At 66.8% G+C, this 16107-nt stretch carries 17 protein-coding genes and 2 pseudogenes; 9 read left to right on the plus strand and 10 right to left on the minus strand.

Annotated features, from left to right (window positions below):
* Window positions 1-63: 63 nt before the first annotated feature.
* The 3 genes from A5651_RS26085 to A5651_RS18750 form a co-directional block, all read right to left on the minus strand.
* Window positions 64-648 carry a hypothetical protein gene (locus A5651_RS26085; protein ID WP_066984220.1) on the minus strand — a complete coding sequence of 195 codons (585 nt, stop codon included), beginning with the start codon at window positions 646-648 and terminating at the stop codon, window positions 64-66.
* 64 nt (window positions 649-712) lie between these two features.
* Entirely contained in the window at window positions 713-1045 is a 333-nt protein-coding gene (locus A5651_RS18745) for an aminopeptidase (RefSeq protein WP_066984223.1), read from the minus strand.
* Between the two features lie 87 nt (window positions 1046-1132).
* The gene (locus tag A5651_RS18750) at window positions 1133-1867 is read right to left on the minus strand and encodes an HAD family phosphatase (RefSeq protein ID WP_066984227.1); all 735 of its coding nucleotides are present in this window, start codon (window positions 1865-1867) and stop codon (window positions 1133-1135) included.
* A 221-nt stretch (window positions 1868-2088) separates the two neighbouring features.
* Here A5651_RS18750 and A5651_RS18755 point away from each other — a divergent pair, with 221 nt between their 5' ends.
* Complete coding sequence (locus A5651_RS18755; RefSeq protein WP_066984395.1) at window positions 2089-4746, plus strand: glycoside hydrolase; 2658 nt, start codon at window positions 2089-2091, stop codon at window positions 4744-4746.
* A 3-nt stretch (window positions 4747-4749) separates the two neighbouring features.
* On the opposite strand, the gene A5651_RS18760 is transcribed toward A5651_RS18755, so the two are convergent.
* Window positions 4750-5613, minus strand: coding sequence for an LLM class F420-dependent oxidoreductase (locus A5651_RS18760; RefSeq protein ID WP_066984230.1), 864 nt, complete (start codon window positions 5611-5613; stop codon window positions 4750-4752).
* A gap of 20 nt (window positions 5614-5633) precedes the next feature.
* Complete coding sequence (locus A5651_RS18765; protein WP_066984234.1) at window positions 5634-6026, minus strand: PaaI family thioesterase; 393 nt, start codon at window positions 6024-6026, stop codon at window positions 5634-5636.
* Between the two features lie 36 nt (window positions 6027-6062).
* Here A5651_RS18765 and A5651_RS18770 point away from each other — a divergent pair, with 36 nt between their 5' ends.
* From A5651_RS18770 to A5651_RS18785, 4 genes are read left to right on the plus strand one after another with little or no spacing between them, the layout of a single operon-like run.
* Window positions 6063-6764: a 2OG-Fe dioxygenase family protein gene (locus A5651_RS18770; RefSeq protein ID WP_066984237.1), complete on the plus strand. Its 702-nt coding sequence runs from the start codon at window positions 6063-6065 to the stop codon at window positions 6762-6764.
* 7 nt (window positions 6765-6771) lie between these two features.
* Complete coding sequence (locus A5651_RS18775; RefSeq protein WP_066984240.1) at window positions 6772-7251, plus strand: MSMEG_6728 family protein; 480 nt, start codon at window positions 6772-6774, stop codon at window positions 7249-7251.
* Window positions 7252-7300: 49 nt separating this feature from the next.
* Entirely contained in the window at window positions 7301-8695 is a 1395-nt protein-coding gene (locus tag A5651_RS18780; RefSeq protein ID WP_066984244.1) for a cytochrome P450, read from the plus strand.
* Window positions 8692-9981, plus strand: a complete 1290-nt coding sequence (locus A5651_RS18785) for a competence/damage-inducible protein A (protein WP_066984250.1) — start codon at window positions 8692-8694, stop codon at window positions 9979-9981. Before A5651_RS18780 ends, A5651_RS18785 begins: the two co-directional genes overlap by 4 nt.
* Window positions 9982-9986: 5 nt before the next feature.
* Here the strand turns inward: A5651_RS18785 and A5651_RS18790 are convergent, their stop codons facing one another.
* Window positions 9987-10385, minus strand: a complete 399-nt coding sequence (locus A5651_RS18790; protein WP_066984253.1) for a hypothetical protein — start codon at window positions 10383-10385, stop codon at window positions 9987-9989.
* 4 nt (window positions 10386-10389) lie between these two features.
* The gene (locus A5651_RS18795; protein WP_066984255.1) at window positions 10390-11307 is read right to left on the minus strand and encodes an alpha/beta fold hydrolase; all 918 of its coding nucleotides are present in this window, start codon (window positions 11305-11307) and stop codon (window positions 10390-10392) included.
* 70 nt (window positions 11308-11377) lie between these two features.
* Here A5651_RS18795 and A5651_RS18800 point away from each other — a divergent pair, with 70 nt between their 5' ends.
* Window positions 11378-12259, plus strand: coding sequence for a hypothetical protein (locus A5651_RS18800; RefSeq protein WP_066984397.1), 882 nt, complete (start codon window positions 11378-11380; stop codon window positions 12257-12259).
* Here A5651_RS18800 and A5651_RS18805 read toward each other — a convergent pair whose 3' ends face one another.
* Entirely contained in the window at window positions 12260-12634 is a 375-nt protein-coding gene (locus tag A5651_RS18805; protein WP_066984258.1) for an amino acid-binding protein, read from the minus strand.
* A gap of 127 nt (window positions 12635-12761) precedes the next feature.
* Between A5651_RS18805 and A5651_RS18810 the strand changes: the two genes are divergently transcribed.
* Window positions 12762-13052: a DUF4333 domain-containing protein gene (locus A5651_RS18810; protein WP_066984400.1), complete on the plus strand. Its 291-nt coding sequence runs from the start codon at window positions 12762-12764 to the stop codon at window positions 13050-13052.
* Between the two features lie 82 nt (window positions 13053-13134).
* Here A5651_RS18810 and A5651_RS18815 read toward each other — a convergent pair whose 3' ends face one another.
* Window positions 13135-13743: a glycoside hydrolase gene (locus A5651_RS18815; RefSeq protein WP_066984403.1), complete on the minus strand. Its 609-nt coding sequence runs from the start codon at window positions 13741-13743 to the stop codon at window positions 13135-13137.
* 381 nt (window positions 13744-14124) lie between these two features.
* Here A5651_RS18815 and A5651_RS18820 point away from each other — a divergent pair.
* Window positions 14125-14400: pseudogene (locus tag A5651_RS18820) on the plus strand (ArsR/SmtB family transcription factor); the annotation flags it as partial.
* Here A5651_RS18820 and A5651_RS18825 read toward each other — a convergent pair.
* Window positions 14392-15523, minus strand: a pseudogene (locus A5651_RS18825) (alkaline phosphatase family protein). The pseudogenes A5651_RS18820 and A5651_RS18825 sit on opposite strands and share 9 nt — an antisense overlap.
* 28 nt (window positions 15524-15551) lie before the next feature.
* Between A5651_RS18825 and A5651_RS18830 the strand changes: the two are divergent.
* Window positions 15552-16106 carry a M15 family metallopeptidase gene (locus tag A5651_RS18830; RefSeq protein ID WP_082943845.1) on the plus strand — a complete coding sequence of 185 codons (555 nt, stop codon included), beginning with the start codon at window positions 15552-15554 and terminating at the stop codon, window positions 16104-16106.
* The last annotated feature ends 1 nt before the right edge of the window (window position 16107 follow it).

Raw genomic sequence — 16107 nt, forward strand, 5'->3', positions numbered from 1 at the left:
GTAAGCGAACTGAAACGTGTTCTAGTTTAGTACGCCCTGGTCCGGCAAGTCACACGGGTGGCATCACGCCGACGCCGATTTGGAGTCGTCCTTGGTGTTTGCGTCCTTGGTGTCTGCGTCGTCCTTGGTGTCTGCTTCGTCCTTGGTGTCTGCTTCGTCCTTGGTGTCTGCGTCGTCCTTGGTCTCTGCGTCGTCCTTGGTGTCTGCGTCGTCCTTGGTCGAAGCGTTGTCCTCGGTGTCGGAGTCGTCCTTGCTGTCGTCTTTCGCCTCTTCGTGCGCCTTGACGATCTTCTCGTTTCGTTCCTTGTCCTCTTGGACCGTCTCGTCATATGACTTGCCGTCATCGTCGCCGTCTGACCGGGCGCCTGAGTCGTCGCCGTCCGGCTTGCCGCCTTTCGACTCTGACTCCTCGGAAAACTTCGGGTTCCCTTCGTCGTCGAGCCACTCGTTGACGGCTGTGCCCGCCACAGTGCCGCCGCTGCCCGGCATGATCACGGTGGGACGCTCTTCCACGTACTCCTTCCGCATCTCCCGGGCCTTTTCTTCGTGCTCGTCCTGCACCTCGGGCTTTTCGGTACGCGGCCGGTCGTCCTGCTGCTCGTCTTGTTCCTGGTCTTTGTCCTGTGTCTGTTCCTGGTCGCTCGACACGTCTGCCCCCTACCTGATCGATGGGATGTCTCGGCGTGCTTCTAGGACTGCCCGGAACCGTGATTTACGAAACAGTGCGCGACCGCGGCACTATCAGCGAACCCAGGACCACCACCAGTCCCACGACTGCCAGCGGGATGGACCACGACCGCCGGCTCGACACCGCGTGGTTGCACTCGGCGACGTAATCGGTGTGCGGCACGATCTGGTTGAGGATCGGCACCTCGGCGACGGTCTGGCCGTTGGCGGATTCCGCCGCGGAGGTGTCGGCCGCCACGGCGTTGCCGCAGCCGATCGATTTGCCGTCCCCGGTGATCGACACCGGCACCAGCAAGGCGATCACACCGGCGATGAGGATCACCGCACCCACGATCAGGATCAAGCGACGCGCATTCACGTTCGGCCCTCGTTTCTCACAGGAAAATGGCGTGGATGGCCGACATGGCCGGCGATCCGGCTCAGGGATTGCCCACGGGCGCCGCCATCAAACTCGACGTTTTCGGCCTTCGGCGGTCACGCGCAGCACCGGCCAACCATTGGCCGCTGCAGCAGCCGCCAAGCCGGCGCGCGGGTTGACCGGCCGCGGATGCCCGACCACCGACATCAAGGCGACGTCCTCGCCGCCGTCGGCGTAAAAGAAGCTGCTGGCGAGGTCCACCCCGTTGTCGCGGCAAAACCGCTGTGCCGCATCGGCTTTGCTGGCCCCCCAGATGACCGGGCGCACGATGCCGCCGGTCAGCAGACCGTTCTCGTCGACCTCGAAATGGTTGCACAGCACCCGGCTGATGCCCAGCGCGCGGGCCACCGGTTCGGCGTGGATCGTCAGCGCCGACGAGCACAGCGCCACCGTATGGCCGCGTTGCTGATGTGCGGCCACCACCTCACGCATCAGCGGGTAGACCCGCCCCGCGATATGGCGGACGAACAACGTCTCACCGAGCGCGTCGAGCTCGCGCAACGACTCACCCTTCAGGTAGCCCGCGGCCCGCACGATGAGACGCTCGAACTGCATGCGGCCCAGGCGATATCTGATCGACGCCTCCAACACGCCGAGGATCTCGCCGATGCGCGCCTGTCTGCGCCGGATCCGATCACCGGCGTGGGCCGTGGCCGTGAAGCCGGACACCAGCGTGCCGTCCAGGTCGAAGAACGCACCGACCCGGGCTCCCGGCGGGCTTGCAGCGATCTCGGCGACCCGACCCGACGACTCCGCGATCATGTCGCAGAGACTACGGTTCTACTTCACAATCAGCTCAGGGTGCGTCGTCGACCGTAGTGTCTTCGATGACGTGTATGCGAGGCGTCCGAAGCGACCGAGAGGAGAGTGCCATACCGCCCCGGCGTCGCAGGACACTCTCCGCAATCCTCATCGTCTTGCTGCTGCTGACCTGTGCAGGATCGCTGCCCAGCTTCGTCAGGCCTCAGCAGCCGCCCGACCGGATGGAACTGTCTGACGGCTGGCAGCTGGCGTCGGCTACCCGGGTGGGCAGCGACGGTGCGGCGATTTCGCGCGCGGACCATCCGACGCCGGGCTGGCACGGCGTGCGCCACATGCCGTCGTCGGTGTTGCAGGCGCTGCAGGACGACGGCACGTTTCCCGACCTGTACTACGGCAAGAACCTGGTCGACGAGGTCCCACCGGATCTCTACAAGCAGGACTGGTGGTACCGCACGTCGTTCACCGCGCCCGCCGGCCACACCACCTACCTGCTGGAGTTGCCCGGCATCAACTACCGCGCCGAGGTCTGGCTCAACGGGCACCTGGTCGCGGGCAACACCCAGATCGTCGGCATGTACAACGCTCACGAACTCGACGTCGCACGCTGGATCCGCCCCGGCGAACCGAACACGCTGGCCATCAAGGTAACCCCCGAGCGGGCGTTGCAGGACGTCAACGGCGTCGAACTCGCCGACAGCTGGTGGGACTGGATCAACTGGAACTATCTCGGTTACCAAGGCCCGGGAAAGAACCCCGAGCGGGGCAATTCGTTTGTGTCCGATCGTAATGCGGGCATCTTGAAGCCGGTCTACCTCAAGACAGCGGGCGAGGTGGCTCTCGGGCCGTCGGTGGTCAACACCGAATTGCCATTGCCGCGGACCGATTCCGCGCGGCTGTCGATCTACGGCTCGGTCCGCAACTACTCCACCGACCGGGTCCGCGGGGTGCTACGCGCGACGATCAGCCGGCCCGGTAAACCCACCATCGACGTCGAACAGCCGATGACGCTGCTGGCGGGCGAGCAGCGTGAAGTCACCTTCAGCCCCGACCAGTTCGACGACCTGACGGTGGACCACCCCGACCTGTGGTGGCCCTACACGCTCGGCGACCCGAATCTGTACGACCTGCATCTGGAATTCACCCAGTCCGGGCAGGTTTCGGACTCCTCCGACCAACGGTTCGGGATCCGTACGGTCGTTCAGCACCGCGACAGCGACGGCGATTTCCCCGATCTCGGAAAGGGCGGGAACTTCTATCTGACGGTCAACGGGCGCGATCTTCTGGTTCGAGGCGCGGCATACACGCCAGACCTTTTGTACGCCTATGACCAGGACCGCGAGGACGCGATCCTGCGCTACGTCAAGGATCTCGGCCTCAACATGGTGCGGCTGGAAGGCAAGTTCCCCGGCGAGCACATCGCGGAGAAGGCCGACGAACTCGGCATCCCGCTCATGTTCGGCTGGATGTGCTGCAACCAATGGGAGAAGTGGTCGCAGTGGGACGACGAGGACCGCCGGGTCGCCACCGAAAGCCTGCGGTCGCAGATCCTGATGTTGCGGTCACACCCGTCCGTATTCATCTGGGCCAACGGCAGCGACGGCAAACCACCGGCCGACGTGCTGGCGAGATACCATGCGGTACTTGCTGATTCACATTGGCAGAACGCCATTGTCGACACCGTCTCGTCGCTGGCGCGGGATGCCACCGGCGAGCGCGACTGGGACGGCATCCACATGGCAGGCCCGTACAGCTGGCGACCGCCGGGCTACTGGTTCAGCGGGCGCTACGGAGCAACCCGAGGATCGACTGCCGAACAGGGCGACAACGAGCACATCCCGCCGTTCGAAAGCCTGAAGAAGTTCATTCCGCCCGACAAGCTGTGGCCCATCAACGACACCTGGTACTTCCACGCCGGATCCAACCCGAAGAACGCCACCCTGCAGAGCATCAAACGGGCGGTCGACCGGCGCTACGGCCCGTCTGACGACGCCGAGGAATTCACGCGCAAAGCCCAACTGGCGCACTATGAGTCGACGCGCGCGCAGTTCGAGGCGTTTGCCGCCAACGGGTGGGCAAGCCACAAGATGACGATTTACTGGATGCTCAACAACCACTGGCCGTCGTTCTTCGGCAACATCTTCGACTACTACCTACGGCCCGGTGGCGCCTACTACGGCGCCAAAAAGGGACTGCGGCCGCTGTCTGTGGTGTTCGACTCCTACGCCACCGGCGACCACACCACAGCACACGTGACGCTGGTCAACCAAACGCCGGAGGACCGGTCGAACCTGCGCGTCCGCGTCCGGATGTACGACCTGCAGGGCAAGTTGCGCGATGACCGGACGACCGACAACCTGCGCGTCGCCTCTGGCAGCAGCACCGAGGCGATGACCCTGCCGAGGGTCGTGCGCGACTCGTCCGTGTTCTTCGTGCGGTGCGAGGTGCTCGACGACGACGGTGGGGTCCAAGCCGAAAACGTCTACTGGCAGTCACAACAGCGCGACGAACTCGGCGACCCGACCAACGACTGGGCGTTCGAACTGAAGCAGGTGAGCTGGGCAGACATGACCGCGCTGAACTGGATGCCGCGGGTACCGCTGCAGATCAGCGCACAGCACAACGACGCCGCGGGGGAGAACGGCGTGACCATCCGCCTGCACAACCCCACCCAGCGGGTGGCGTTCTTCGAGCGGGCAGAAATTCTGGCCGCCCCGAACGGCGACGAGATCCTGCCCATCGAGTACAGCGACAACTACGTGACCGTGTTCCCCGGAGAAACCGTCGACGTGCACGGCGTCGTACCGACCGACGGCACGGATGCCAAGTGGGTCCGCGTCGCCGGCTACAACACGCCGCCGACCGTGGTGCCGATCGGCTAGCTACTAGCGCAGCGCCGCGGCGAGGCGGCGCCACTCCTCGCGGGGGTAGGAGTTCAGGTCGGCGCTCAGCACCTGAACGCACACGTGGTCGGCGCCGGCGGCGAAGTGCTCGTTCACCCGCCCCGCCACCGCGGCCTCGTCGCCCCACCCGATGATCGCGTCGAACAGCCGGTCGCTCACCGATGCCACCTCGTCGCGGGAAAAGCCGAGCCGCAGCATGTTGTTCGCGTAGTTCGGCATGGCCAGATACCGCCGAATCCAACCGGTTCCGATGGCGCGCGCCTCGTCGGCGTCGTCGGTGAGGATGACCGTCTGCTCCGGCAGCAGCAGCGGGCCCTCGCCCAACACCTCGCGGGCGTAGCGGGTGTGCTCGGGGGAGACAAGGTAGGGATGGGCACCGCGGGAGCGGTCGGCGGCCAGCTGCAGCATCTTCGGCCCGAGCGCCGCGAGCACCCTGGCGCCTGCCGGCACCGGGTGTTCGGCGCTGTCAAGGGCGTCGAGGAATGAGGCGGTGGCGGCCAGCGGTTTGCGGTAGCGGCCCGGCTCGGTCGCGTCGATCAACGGCGCGTGGCTGACGCCGATGCCCATCAGGAACCGCTCGCCGTGCGCGCCGGTCAACGCCGCGTAGGAGGCCGCCACGTCGGCCGGGTCGTTCATCCAGAGGTTGAGAATCCCTGTGGCGATCACGATGTCGTTCGTCGCCGACAGCAGGTGCTCGACCGAGTCGAGTACAGGTGTCCGTCCGACGTCGGGTATCCACAGCGCGGTGTAGCCGAGCTCGGCCAATTCGGCTGCGGCATCGGCCGATTGGCCCTTGTCGCCGTATCGCAGCTGGTGACTCCAGATGCCCACGCCCGTCAGATCCATGCTGTTGCAGTCCTCTCCGATTATCCGACCGCGGCGAAGTTGACCGTGGCTGTCGCGCCCAACTCGCCGTCGTCGCCGCGGAAGATATCGACCTGGATTACGACGGACCGCTTGCCGGTGCGCAGGATCCGGGCAACAGCCCGCGCGGGTCCGTTGCGGACCTTGATCGGCCGAAGGTAGCGGATGAACAGGTCGGTGGTCGCGATCGCATGGCCGAACGGCGTGCTGCGAGCGGCCAGCTGCCCCGCCGTCACGTCGGCCATCGTGGCGATCAGACCACCCTGCAGCCCGCCCGCGGTGTTCGTCACCCGCTCATCGACGGGCATCTCCATCACGACGGTTCCGTCGCCGGAGGCCACCTCCCGCAACCCGATCTGGTTGAACAGCTCGCGCAGGGATTTCGGCGCCGTCACGCGAATGACAGTAATCGAGATGGGTATCCGAGCCGGGTGACCCTCCTCGCCGGACGCCAGTCGCCGCTTGTGCAGGTGCTCTCAAGCCAGCAGCTGTCATCAACGTTGGGCGTCGAGGCCATAGACTGGCCTCGCTTTGCCCGGCACTGGGAAGCCCTGGCGCCCGACAGCTACGCCGCCGAACTCGGCATCAACCGGCTGCGGCGCTACGGGCACTTCCAGTATTCGGCCGCCGACGGCTCCGTCCGCCTTCTGCCGCATGACGAGTTCGTTCAGCCGGAGAACTCCAACCCGCTCTACATCGATCGCGGCCGCGCCTTCGAGCCGCTGACCGCGGCATTCGCAAAAGATCCGCTGCTGCATCGACTGCTGACATTCCTGGGCGGAATCGCGATCACCCTCGACGATGCCGCCGTATGGAGCGCGAAGGTCACGCCGTTCCGGGTGTTGAGCACGGCCGGTGGCGCCGGCGACCCGACGCCCGAGGGGTTGCACCGCGACGGTGTCACCCTGGTGACCTCGCTGCTCATCGGGCGGGAGAATGCCTCGGGCGGCCAGAGCACCGTTTGCGACCCGTCGGGCACGCCGCTGTTGCAGACGACACTGCGTGAGCCGGGCACCATGCTGGTTGGCGACGACCGGTGCACGCTGCATCGCGTCTCACCGATCCGGCCGCTCGATCCCGCACGACCGGCGCGCCGCGACGTTCTCGTCGTCACCTTCACGCCGTACCGGTGACTTTCGGATGCAGACATTCCTCCCGTACCCCGGATTCACCGATTCGGCGCGGGTGCTTGATGTTCGTCGTCTCGGCAAGCAGCGAGTCGAGACCATCCAAGTGCTGCGTGCCCTGACCGTCGCGGGCTACGGATGGCGCCATCACCCCGCCGCTGCCATGTGGGCGGGCTACGAAGAGGCGCTCGTTCGGTACGGGCTCGACGTCTGCGCGGTGTGGTGCGAAAGCGGTAGGGCGGACACCTGTGCGGCCACCCTCGTCGGCGATCTGACACAGGCGATAGGGACTCGGACGGTGCGTACACAAGCCGAGCTGGCGACGGCCGCGGAGCTGCCGCCGTGGCTCGGCGACCGGGACTTTCACCGCAGCCACCAGGCCGCGCTGGTCCGCAAGGACCCCGAGTTCTATCGTCGGTTCTTCCCCGACGTGGCCGACGACTTGCCCTATGTGTGGCCGGGCTCGGATCGGGGCCGCCGAGTCCCGGTGTGATCACGCCGCTTTCGGCCTCGACAGGCACGTTGGCTCGTATGCTCGGGACATGGGTGCCCCCGCGCGCGAGCAATTGCCGCCGGGCCCGCGACTGCCCGCACCCCTTCAGGCCGCATTGATGGCGCGCTACTGGCCCCGCTTCATCTCGGCGTGTAGGCGGCGCTACGGCAGCGTGTTCACGATGCGGATCGCCACCATGGGCACGCTCGTGTACCTGGACGATCCGACCGAGATCAAAAAGGTTTTCGCGGGCAACCCCAGCGTCTTTCACGCGGGTGAGGCGAACTCGATGCTGGCCGGCCTGCTGGGCTCCAGCTCGGTGTTGGTCATCGACGACGATGTTCACCGCGAGCGACGCAGACAGATGCTGCCCGCCTTTCACCGCGACGCGGTCGCTCGGCAGACAACCGTCATGGCCGAGATCGCGGCGGACAATATCGCGACCTGGCCGGTGGGCACCGAGTTCCCGGTCGCACCGAAGATGTCGGAGATCACGCTCGAGGTTATTCTGCGGACGGTCATCGGCGCCTCGGACCCGGCTCGCCTGGCGGCCCTGCGCGCCGTGATGCCCAAGCTGCTCAATGTGACGCCATGGGCGACGCTGGCCATCGCCAACCCGAACCTGCAGCGGCTTGGGCTGTGGCGGTCGCTGCGCCGCAACATGGAGGAAGCCGATCGGCTGCTCTACGCCGAGATCGCCGACCGCCGAGCCGATCCCGACCTCGAGGCTCGCACCGATGCACTCGCGATGCTGGTGCGGGCTGGGCATGACGGTAGCAGTGCGGGTGGCCCGGCCATGACCGATCGGGAACTGCGCGACCAGCTCATCACGCTGCTCGTCGCGGGCCACGACACCACCGCCACCGGCCTGTCCTGGGCACTGGAGCGACTGACCCGCCACCCGGCGATTCTCGACAAGGCGGTGCGCGCCGCCGAGGGGAGCGATGACGAATACCTCGACGCGGTCGCCAAGGAGGCGCTGCGGATCCGCCCGGTGGTCTTCGACGTCGGCCGCGTGCTCAAGGAGCCGGTCGAGCTGGCCGGCTACCGGCTGCCCGCCGGTGTCATGGTCGCGCCGGGAATCGGGTTGGTGCACAGCAGTTCCCAGCAGTACCCGCAGCCCGATCGCTTCGTTCCCGATCGGATGCTCGGCGCTACGCCGGGGCCGACCCAATGGCTGCCGTTCGGCGGAGGCAATCGTCGCTGCCTTGGCGCCACTTTCGCGATGGTCGAGATGCGGGTGGTGTTACGGGAGATTCTTCGCCGCGTCGATTTGGACACCACCACGGCCACCGGCGAACGGCAGAAGGTCAAACACGTCATTCTCGTGCCGCACCGCGGGGCACGGGTGCGGGTACGCGCGATGAAGCACCCCGTGACGACGACCGCTGACGCGGCGTCAGGTTCGCCCTCCCGTATGCATGCGTGTATGCATGATCCGTGAGTGCACGCGCCGGCATCGTTGTCACCGGGACAGAGGTTTTGACCGGACGGGTTGCAGACCGCAACGGCCCCTGGCTCGCAGACCGGCTTCTCGAGCTCGGCGTTGAGCTGGCCCACATCACGATCTGCGGTGATCGGCCCGATGACATCACGGCGGCGTTGCGTTTCCTCGCCGACGCGGGGGTCGACCTCATCGTCACCAGCGGCGGCCTCGGCCCCACGGCCGACGACATGACGGTGGCGGTCGTGGCCGAGTTCTGCGGCCGCGAACTGGTGCTCGACGACGACCTCGAGGAGCGGATCGCCGCCATCCTCATGCGGTTGCGCGGGCGATACACCGACCTCGACTTCGATGCGGTGCGGGCGGCCAACCGCAAGCAGGCCATGGTGCCCGTAGGTGCGACGGTGCTCGACCCGGTCGGCACCGCTCCAGGAGTCGTGGTGCCGGGCGCGCCCACAGTCCTGGTGCTGCCGGGTCCGCCGCGAGAGCTGCAGCCGATGTGGCACACCGCGCTGAAAACGCCTGCGCTGCAGGAGGCGATCGCGGGCCGGACACAGTACCGGCAGGAGATGGTGCGCATGTTCGGACTTCCGGAGTCCGCACTTGCCGAGACGCTACGCGAGGCCGAGGTTCGGATCGATGGCTTTGATCGGCTCGAGATCACCACCTGCCTTCGGCGGGGTGAGCTCGAAATCGTCACGCGGTATGAATCCGACGCCGCATCCGTCTACGCCGAATTGCTGGACGTGTTGCGCGAACACCATGCGCGCCATATCTTTTCGGAAGACGGCAGCCTCGTCGACGACCAGGTGGCAGAGCTGCTTGCCGGGCGCCGCATCGCCACTGCCGAGTCGTGCACGGCCGGACTGGTCGCGGCGCGTCTCACCGACATTCCGGGGTCATCGGCATACGTCATGGGGGGCGTGGTGTCGTACAGCAACGAAGCCAAGGCGGACATGCTGGGCGTGGATCCCGCGCTCATCGAATCGCACGGGGCGGTGTCGGAGCCGATCGCCGAGGCGATGGCCGCCGGAGCACTGCGTCGCTTCGACGCCGACACCGCCGTGGCGACCACCGGCATCGCCGGGCCCGGCGGCGGCACGAAGGACAAACCCGTAGGGACAGTGTGCTTTTCGGTGATGCTTGCCGACGGCGCGACGCTGACGAGAACCCTGCTGCTCCCCGGAAACCGCTCTGATATCCGGGAGAGGTCGACGACCGTCGCGATGCACCTACTACGACGAGTACTTCTCAGCGTGAAAGACCCTGCGCTGCTTGAGGATTGAGATAATCAGTTCTCATCTGTCACGGTGAAGCCGGCCAGCCAGTCCTCGTGCATCTCGTCGTCGATCGAGACCCGCCACTGGTAACGCTGTCCTGCGACGAGCTTCAGCGGGGGAATAGTGGCGGTGAACGGGATGGTGACCGGGGTGCCCTCGGGGTGGACAGGTTTGTGCTTGGCCTTGATGACCCCGTGTTCGGTGTGTGCGACCCGAACACCGTCGCTGTCGACCAGCTCGGCGCGGATCGGGAACGACGTGTTGAGCTCTGACCACTCGACCTCGACGAAGATGACAAGCGCATGCTGCGGCACGGGTGTCGAACTCGCCGTCCAACCGAGGCCGAGAGCATGAACCGTGCCCGCCTGATCCAACGCGGCGCTCTGGGCGAGCAGCACGATGGCCCTCATGGTGTCAGTGTGCGCCGGCCTTGTCCCAAAGCTCGAGCATCGACCGCAAGATCTCCTCGGCACGGCCCAGCCCGCCGAGGTGGCTTTCGCCCGGCATGGGGAAGAGCTCGGCGTCGGGCAGCCGCGAGACCACATGCTGACCGTGCGCGAAGGGCACGATGTGGTCGGCGTCGCCGTGCCACCACCGCACGTGCACCTTGACCTCGTCCAGCCGGAATCCCCAGTCGCGCGCGAATACGACGATGTCGTAGAACGGCGCGGCCATCTGCCGGCGGCTGCCGTTGAGCAGGTCGTCGAGGAACATCGCCTTGATCTCGGGGCGGGCCAGCAGCGCACGGTCGGCCGGTGGCGACACCAGGCCGTACAGGTCGGCGGCCAACCCGCCGACCGGCCGGATGAGTTTGATCAGCGTGGTGGCCACCACACCGATCGGAACTTTGGCCACCTGCAGCACCGGCGCGACACGCGTTCCAAGGTTGCCCATCAAGCCGCCGCCGATGCTGTCGGGCCCGGTCGCGGGTGCGACACCACCGACGACGCCGACCGCCACGACCCGGTCGGGCATCGCCGCGGCGCACGCCAGCGTGTACGGGCCACCGCCGGACAGGCCGACGACAGCCATCTTGTCGACACCCAGCGTGTCGGCGATGGTCTTCATGTCCTCCGTGAAGGCGAGCACGTTCGGGTACTGGTACGGCGTCGACGACCCGATGCCCGGCCGGTCGATCCCGATGAGCCGGATGCCGGCCTCCTCGGCGTAGGCCCGCGCCTCGGTCGGGATCTGCCTGCGGGCGCCGGGAGTGCCGTGCAGCCAGAAGATGGCGCGGCCCCGCGGAGCACCGAACTCGGCGAACCCGATCCTGCGGTCCGCGCCGACAGCGATGTTTCCCTCGAGCTTGGGGCGATCGATTGCGACAACCATGGCCAAAGTGTCTCATGCCGCCTGCGAGCGCCCCGCCGGGCTTCCCGCGTCGATGGCGCATCATGGCGTCATGGCCGCTGACGAGCTCGACGAACTCTACAAAGCCAGGCCGGAGGAGTTCACCGCCCTCCGCTCCAAGCTTGCCGCCGCGGCCAAGAAGCGCGGTGACTCCGCGGCGGTGAAGCAGCTTTCCTCAGCGCGCAGGCCGACGACCGCCGCCTGGGTCGTCAATGTGCTCGCGCATACCAATGCAGACGCCAAGCGTTCGCTGATCGATCTGGGGGAGCGCTTGCGCTCCGCGCACGCCGCGATGGACGGCGCCGCGATCCGCGAGCTGTCCGCCGAACAACGGTCGCTCGTCGACGAGCTCACCCGTGCCGCGATCGACGGCGCGGAGGTGACGAACCCGACGGCATCGCTGCGCGAGGATGTCACCGCGACGCTGCAGGCGGCGATCGCCGACCCCGATGTCGCCGACCGCCTCGGACATCTGGCGAAGGCCGAACAGTGGTCGGGCTTCGGCGACTTCGGCGCGTCGATCGCGGTCTCCGCCGCCGCGCGAAGCGGCAAGGCCAAAGAGAAGGCCGAAGCGGAAGCCACGCCCGACACCGATCACCGAACCTTCCGTACCAGTCGACAGAAGACGCAAATCTCGACTGGTATCTCGACTGTTAAGGAACGTTCGCGGCGTCAGTCCGCCGAGGCGCGCGAGGCGTTGGCCGCTGCCGAGCGCGCCAAGGACGACGCCGACAACGAAATGTCGGACAGGCAAACGGATCTGGCGGTTGCCCGGCTTCGCCGCGACGAGATGCGGCAGCGGCTCGAGGAGGCCGAGCGCAACCTCGACGCGGCCGAAAAGGCCTACGACGCGGCGAAGCAGGCCAGCCGAACCGCCGCTGAGTCGGTCAAAGAAGTCAAAGCGCGCCTGAGGCAGGCCGAACGCACGACGTGATCACTGCACGGCGGCTTTAGCGTCGGCGAGGTTGTCGGCGCCCAGCACCAGCCGGGTTTTCGTCGCGAGGTAGGCCAGGGTGAGGTTCACTCGAGCCGCACCGAGCTCACGGGCGGCCTCACCCAGCGCGCCGGGCCTGTCCTCGATGTCGAGTACGAGCACCTCCTGCTCGGCTGCGATCTGGATGCCCGCACCTTGTAGAGCCTCGAATGCCGACGTCGCATCGTCGACGAGGATGTGCAGCTCGGCTTGCCCGCCACCGCTGGTGACCGCGCACAATCCAGAGATGTTGGCGCCGGCGCGGCCGAGGATGTCACCGATGCGTGCCAGCTCGCCGGGCTGGTCGTCCAGGTAGAGCGTCAGGTCGGTTGCCATGACCGGGTCCTTTCGTCGCACTACCAATTCTGGCCCTGGTCTGGCGGAATCGCACCGTCGGCGGTCGCACCTTTCGACGGCTCGCGAAATGGACTGCTGCTCGCCGCCTTTCTGCCATACTGCGACGGTGCGCCGCACATTACCGGCTGTTGCCGCCGTGCTGGCAGTCGTTGTCAGCGGTTGCGGATCCAAGATCGATCCGAACGGCGCTGCCAAATCGGTGGTCGACGTCGTTTCGCGGGAGACGAAGTTCAAGCCGAAGGACGTCACGTGTCCCGACGGTGTGGACGCCGAAGTCGGAGTCGAATTCGACTGTAAATTCACCGGTCCCGAAGGCACGCCGTACACCGCCCACATGAAGGTCACCAAGGTCGAGGGCGACGACGTCGAGTTCTACGTCCAGTCCAGACCGAGCTGAGATTTTCGTTTCGGGCCCAATCGATTTCGGCCGTTACCGCCGGATGTCGTTCTGCGCGAAGGTATTTCGTGCGCGATGGTACCTACGCGACGACCGGCGGCGGGGGAACCTCCCCAGCCGGAGGCGGCGGCAACTCGCCCGGAGGCGGAAGCAGTTCGGCACCGGGCGGTGGGGGCAGTTCGGCACCAGGAGGCGGCGGAAGCGGAGCCTCCATCCCGACCCCGACGACGGGACCCTCCGGCGGCAGCGGGGCCTCTGGAGGCGGAGGCAGGACGCCGGGCGGAAGGGCTTCCTCGGGCGCGGGCGCTTCTGGCTGCGCCACCTCGAGATACATGTGCTTGGCGAATTGGCTCTGGAAGGCGCCCCCGCCGCCGACCTTCACTCCGCCGCCCTCTCCGGACGACACCGGCGTCCCGTCAGGGAGCGTCGCGGCGGTGTGGCCGCCGTTCCATCCCACGTTCAGGGCTCCCGGCTTGGTGCCGTACTGGAAGCCGCGCGCCTTGAGAGCGCCCTCGATGTTGCCGGTATTGAACCGGTCGCCGTAGATGGGGCGGCCGGTCGCGGCGTTGGTGACAAACGACACCAGACCAGAGCAGTCCGTTCCTGCGGCCGAATCTCCGCCGGAGATGTAGGGCGTGCCGGACAGCTGCTGGACGAGCGTAAGCAGCGATGCGGTAGCGACAGCAAACATGGCGTCGGACACTAACAGAGCTGCAATTTGGGTCCCAAAATCTGTGACACCCTTCACTACTCCGCACTGCAGTGGTCTGATTCACTTCAGTAATCATTCGAACAATGCTGTGCTGCAAGCAATTCCGGCGTACCCAAAAAGGGCGCCTGTCGAATCAGATCTGCGCTAAAGCATTGCACTGCAGTAATTTTCGACCATAGACCCCGGTGCTGAACCAATTTGACCCCGAACGCCCCGACCGGCCCATCACATCGCCGGGGCAAACCAGACCAACAACCGCAGCTTTAGCAAAGAAAACGCCCTGACCACCGACAAGCAGCCGGGTAGGTGCCTATCTCCTCGCGCAGCCGTATGGCTGCATGACGTGAAAGAATCCGCGCGATGGACAACGTGTTCAAGGCGCTGGCCGACCCGAGCCGGCGCCGCCTCCTCGACAGCCTCAATGAGCGCAACGGCCAGAGCCTTCGCGAGCTCTGTTCGACGCTGACGATGGCGCGCCAGTCGGTCGCCAAACACCTGGCGGTGCTCGAGGCGGCCGAGCTGGTGATCACCGAGCGGCGGGGCAGAGAAAAGCTGCATTTTCTCAACGCCGAGCCGATCAGGGTCATCGCCGAGCACTGGATCAAGCGGTACGACCGGGCGCGAATCTCAGCCGTGGGCCAGTAACAGAGGTATGCGCTGCTCGGCATCCGTGAGCGAGCCGTGGTGGCCGACCAACGACGACAACACGGGCTCCACGGTGCGCCGCACCATCGTTGCGGAGTCGCGGGCCGCCGCGACCACATCACCGATACGCGGCAGGACAGCGTCGCCGACCGGTCCACCGAACCACCCCGCCGCAACGGCCTCGTCGCGGGAGACCACCCACGCGCGGTCGGCGAGCGTCTCCCGCCACGCGGCGAGCACCGACTCGGCGGCGCCGTCGTCGACGTAGACGTGCCGCGCCCGCGGCTCCCCGCCGATGGCCGCCACGCCGTCGAGCAGATCGGCACTGTCATCGATGTCGACCGCGTTGTCGTCGACGGCCACCATGCCGTGGTCCGCCACCACCGCCAACAGCCCGCCGGGCGGAAGGCCCTCGACGATGGACTCGACCAGTCGGTCCACCTCGCGCAGTTGCATGCGCCACGCCGCAGAACCGGGACCGTAGAGATGGCCCATCAGATCCACCTCGCCGTGGTAGCCGTAGCAGAAGCCACCGTCGGCGACAGCGGTATGCACGCCGGCTGCCAAATCACCGAGTGCCAGCACCCCGACATATCGACCACCCCGCAGCACCGCACGGGTGAGACCCGAGCCGGTGAACTCGGCGCCAGATACGACGCTCACCGCGACCCCCGCGGCGGCCGCCCGTTCAAAGGTCGTCGGCAGCGGCTGTACCTGCTCGGGCGGTGCGGCGTCGCGAAGGTCACCGCCGCGCGGGTGCGGGCGCCACCGCAGCGGATTGATCAACCCGACACCGGGCAGCCGGAACGACAACCCGACAAGCCCGTGTTCACCCGAGCGGCACCCGGTGCCGACGGCGGCCAGTCCGGCCACCGTCGTCGACGGGAAGCCCGCCTGCAGCGTCCGGCCCCGCAGCGCCGCCATCACCGGCGCGTCGTCGGCATATGCGTCGAGCAAGTCGGCACCCAGTCCGTCGACCAGCAGCACACAGGCACCGCGGACCTCGGCGGCGACGTCGATCCTGCGGTCGAACTCGGCGACCCCCATTGCGGCTAGTACGGACGGCACGACGTCCGCAGATGGCGGCGCGCGGGTCCGGCTGCGGCAGGTCCACCATGCGAGCCTGCCATATTCTTTGCGCTATGCCGCTGCGGATGACGTTGGTTGCGGGCATCGGCGTGGCCATGCTCTCGGTGGCCTGCGCCACAGCGCACGCGACCCCTGACGGCGAGACGTTCTCCATCGGGTCCGCCGCCACCGACACGATCGGCGGATACCTGCCCGATGGTCACACCCTGTCGCCGTTCGAGACGACGAACCCGGTCATCACCTGGCTGGATCCGCCGTTGCTGGCCGCTATCCAGGCCGCCGCCCGTGAGGCCAAGGACGACGGAATCGACATGCAGATCACGTCCGGGTGGCGGACCAAGGGGTTTCAGAAGCGGCTGTTCGACGACGGCGTGCGCACGTATGGAAGCCCGGAAGCCGCAGCGCAATTCGTCGCCTCACCCGAGATTTCGCAGCACGTCGTCGGCAAGGCCGTCGACGTGGGACCCGTGCAGGCCGATACGTGGTTGATCCGCAACGGATCTCGGTTCGGGCTGTGTCAGATCTATGCCAACGAGGTCTGGCATTTCGAGCTCGCCGCCGACAAGGACGGCACCTGCCCGCCGTTGAAGCCGAATGCGGCGGGGTAAG

The sequence above is a fragment of the Mycobacterium sp. 1274761.0 genome (assembly GCF_001668615.1).
In the GTDB taxonomy this organism is placed as follows: Bacteria; Actinomycetota; Actinomycetes; order Mycobacteriales; family Mycobacteriaceae; genus Mycobacterium.

What these genes read in the sequence shown, in the direction of transcription:
- A5651_RS18750 (WP_066984227.1), bottom strand. Translation starts at nt 1,867, where the DNA reads ATGATCGCGGAGTCGTCGGGTCGGGTCGCCGAGATCGCTGCAAGCCCG.
- A5651_RS18755 (WP_066984395.1), top strand. Translation starts at nt 2,089, where the DNA reads ATGGAACTGTCTGACGGCTGGCAGCTGGCGTCGGCTACCCGGGTGGGC.
- A5651_RS18760 (WP_066984230.1), bottom strand. Translation starts at nt 5,613, where the DNA reads ATGGATCTGACGGGCGTGGGCATCTGGAGTCACCAGCTGCGATACGGC.
- A5651_RS18775 (WP_066984240.1), top strand. Translation starts at nt 6,772, where the DNA reads ATGCAGACATTCCTCCCGTACCCCGGATTCACCGATTCGGCGCGGGTG.
- A5651_RS18780 (WP_066984244.1), top strand. Translation starts at nt 7,301, where the DNA reads ATGGGTGCCCCCGCGCGCGAGCAATTGCCGCCGGGCCCGCGACTGCCC.
- A5651_RS18790 (WP_066984253.1), bottom strand. Translation starts at nt 10,385, where the DNA reads ATGAGGGCCATCGTGCTGCTCGCCCAGAGCGCCGCGTTGGATCAGGCG.
- A5651_RS18795 (WP_066984255.1), bottom strand. Translation starts at nt 11,307, where the DNA reads ATGGTTGTCGCAATCGATCGCCCCAAGCTCGAGGGAAACATCGCTGTC.
- A5651_RS18800 (WP_066984397.1), top strand. Translation starts at nt 11,378, where the DNA reads ATGGCCGCTGACGAGCTCGACGAACTCTACAAAGCCAGGCCGGAGGAG.
- A5651_RS18805 (WP_066984258.1), bottom strand. Translation starts at nt 12,634, where the DNA reads ATGGCAACCGACCTGACGCTCTACCTGGACGACCAGCCCGGCGAGCTG.
- A5651_RS18815 (WP_066984403.1), bottom strand. Translation starts at nt 13,743, where the DNA reads ATGTTTGCTGTCGCTACCGCATCGCTGCTTACGCTCGTCCAGCAGCTG.
- A5651_RS18830 (WP_082943845.1), top strand. Translation starts at nt 15,552, where the DNA reads ATGCCGCTGCGGATGACGTTGGTTGCGGGCATCGGCGTGGCCATGCTC.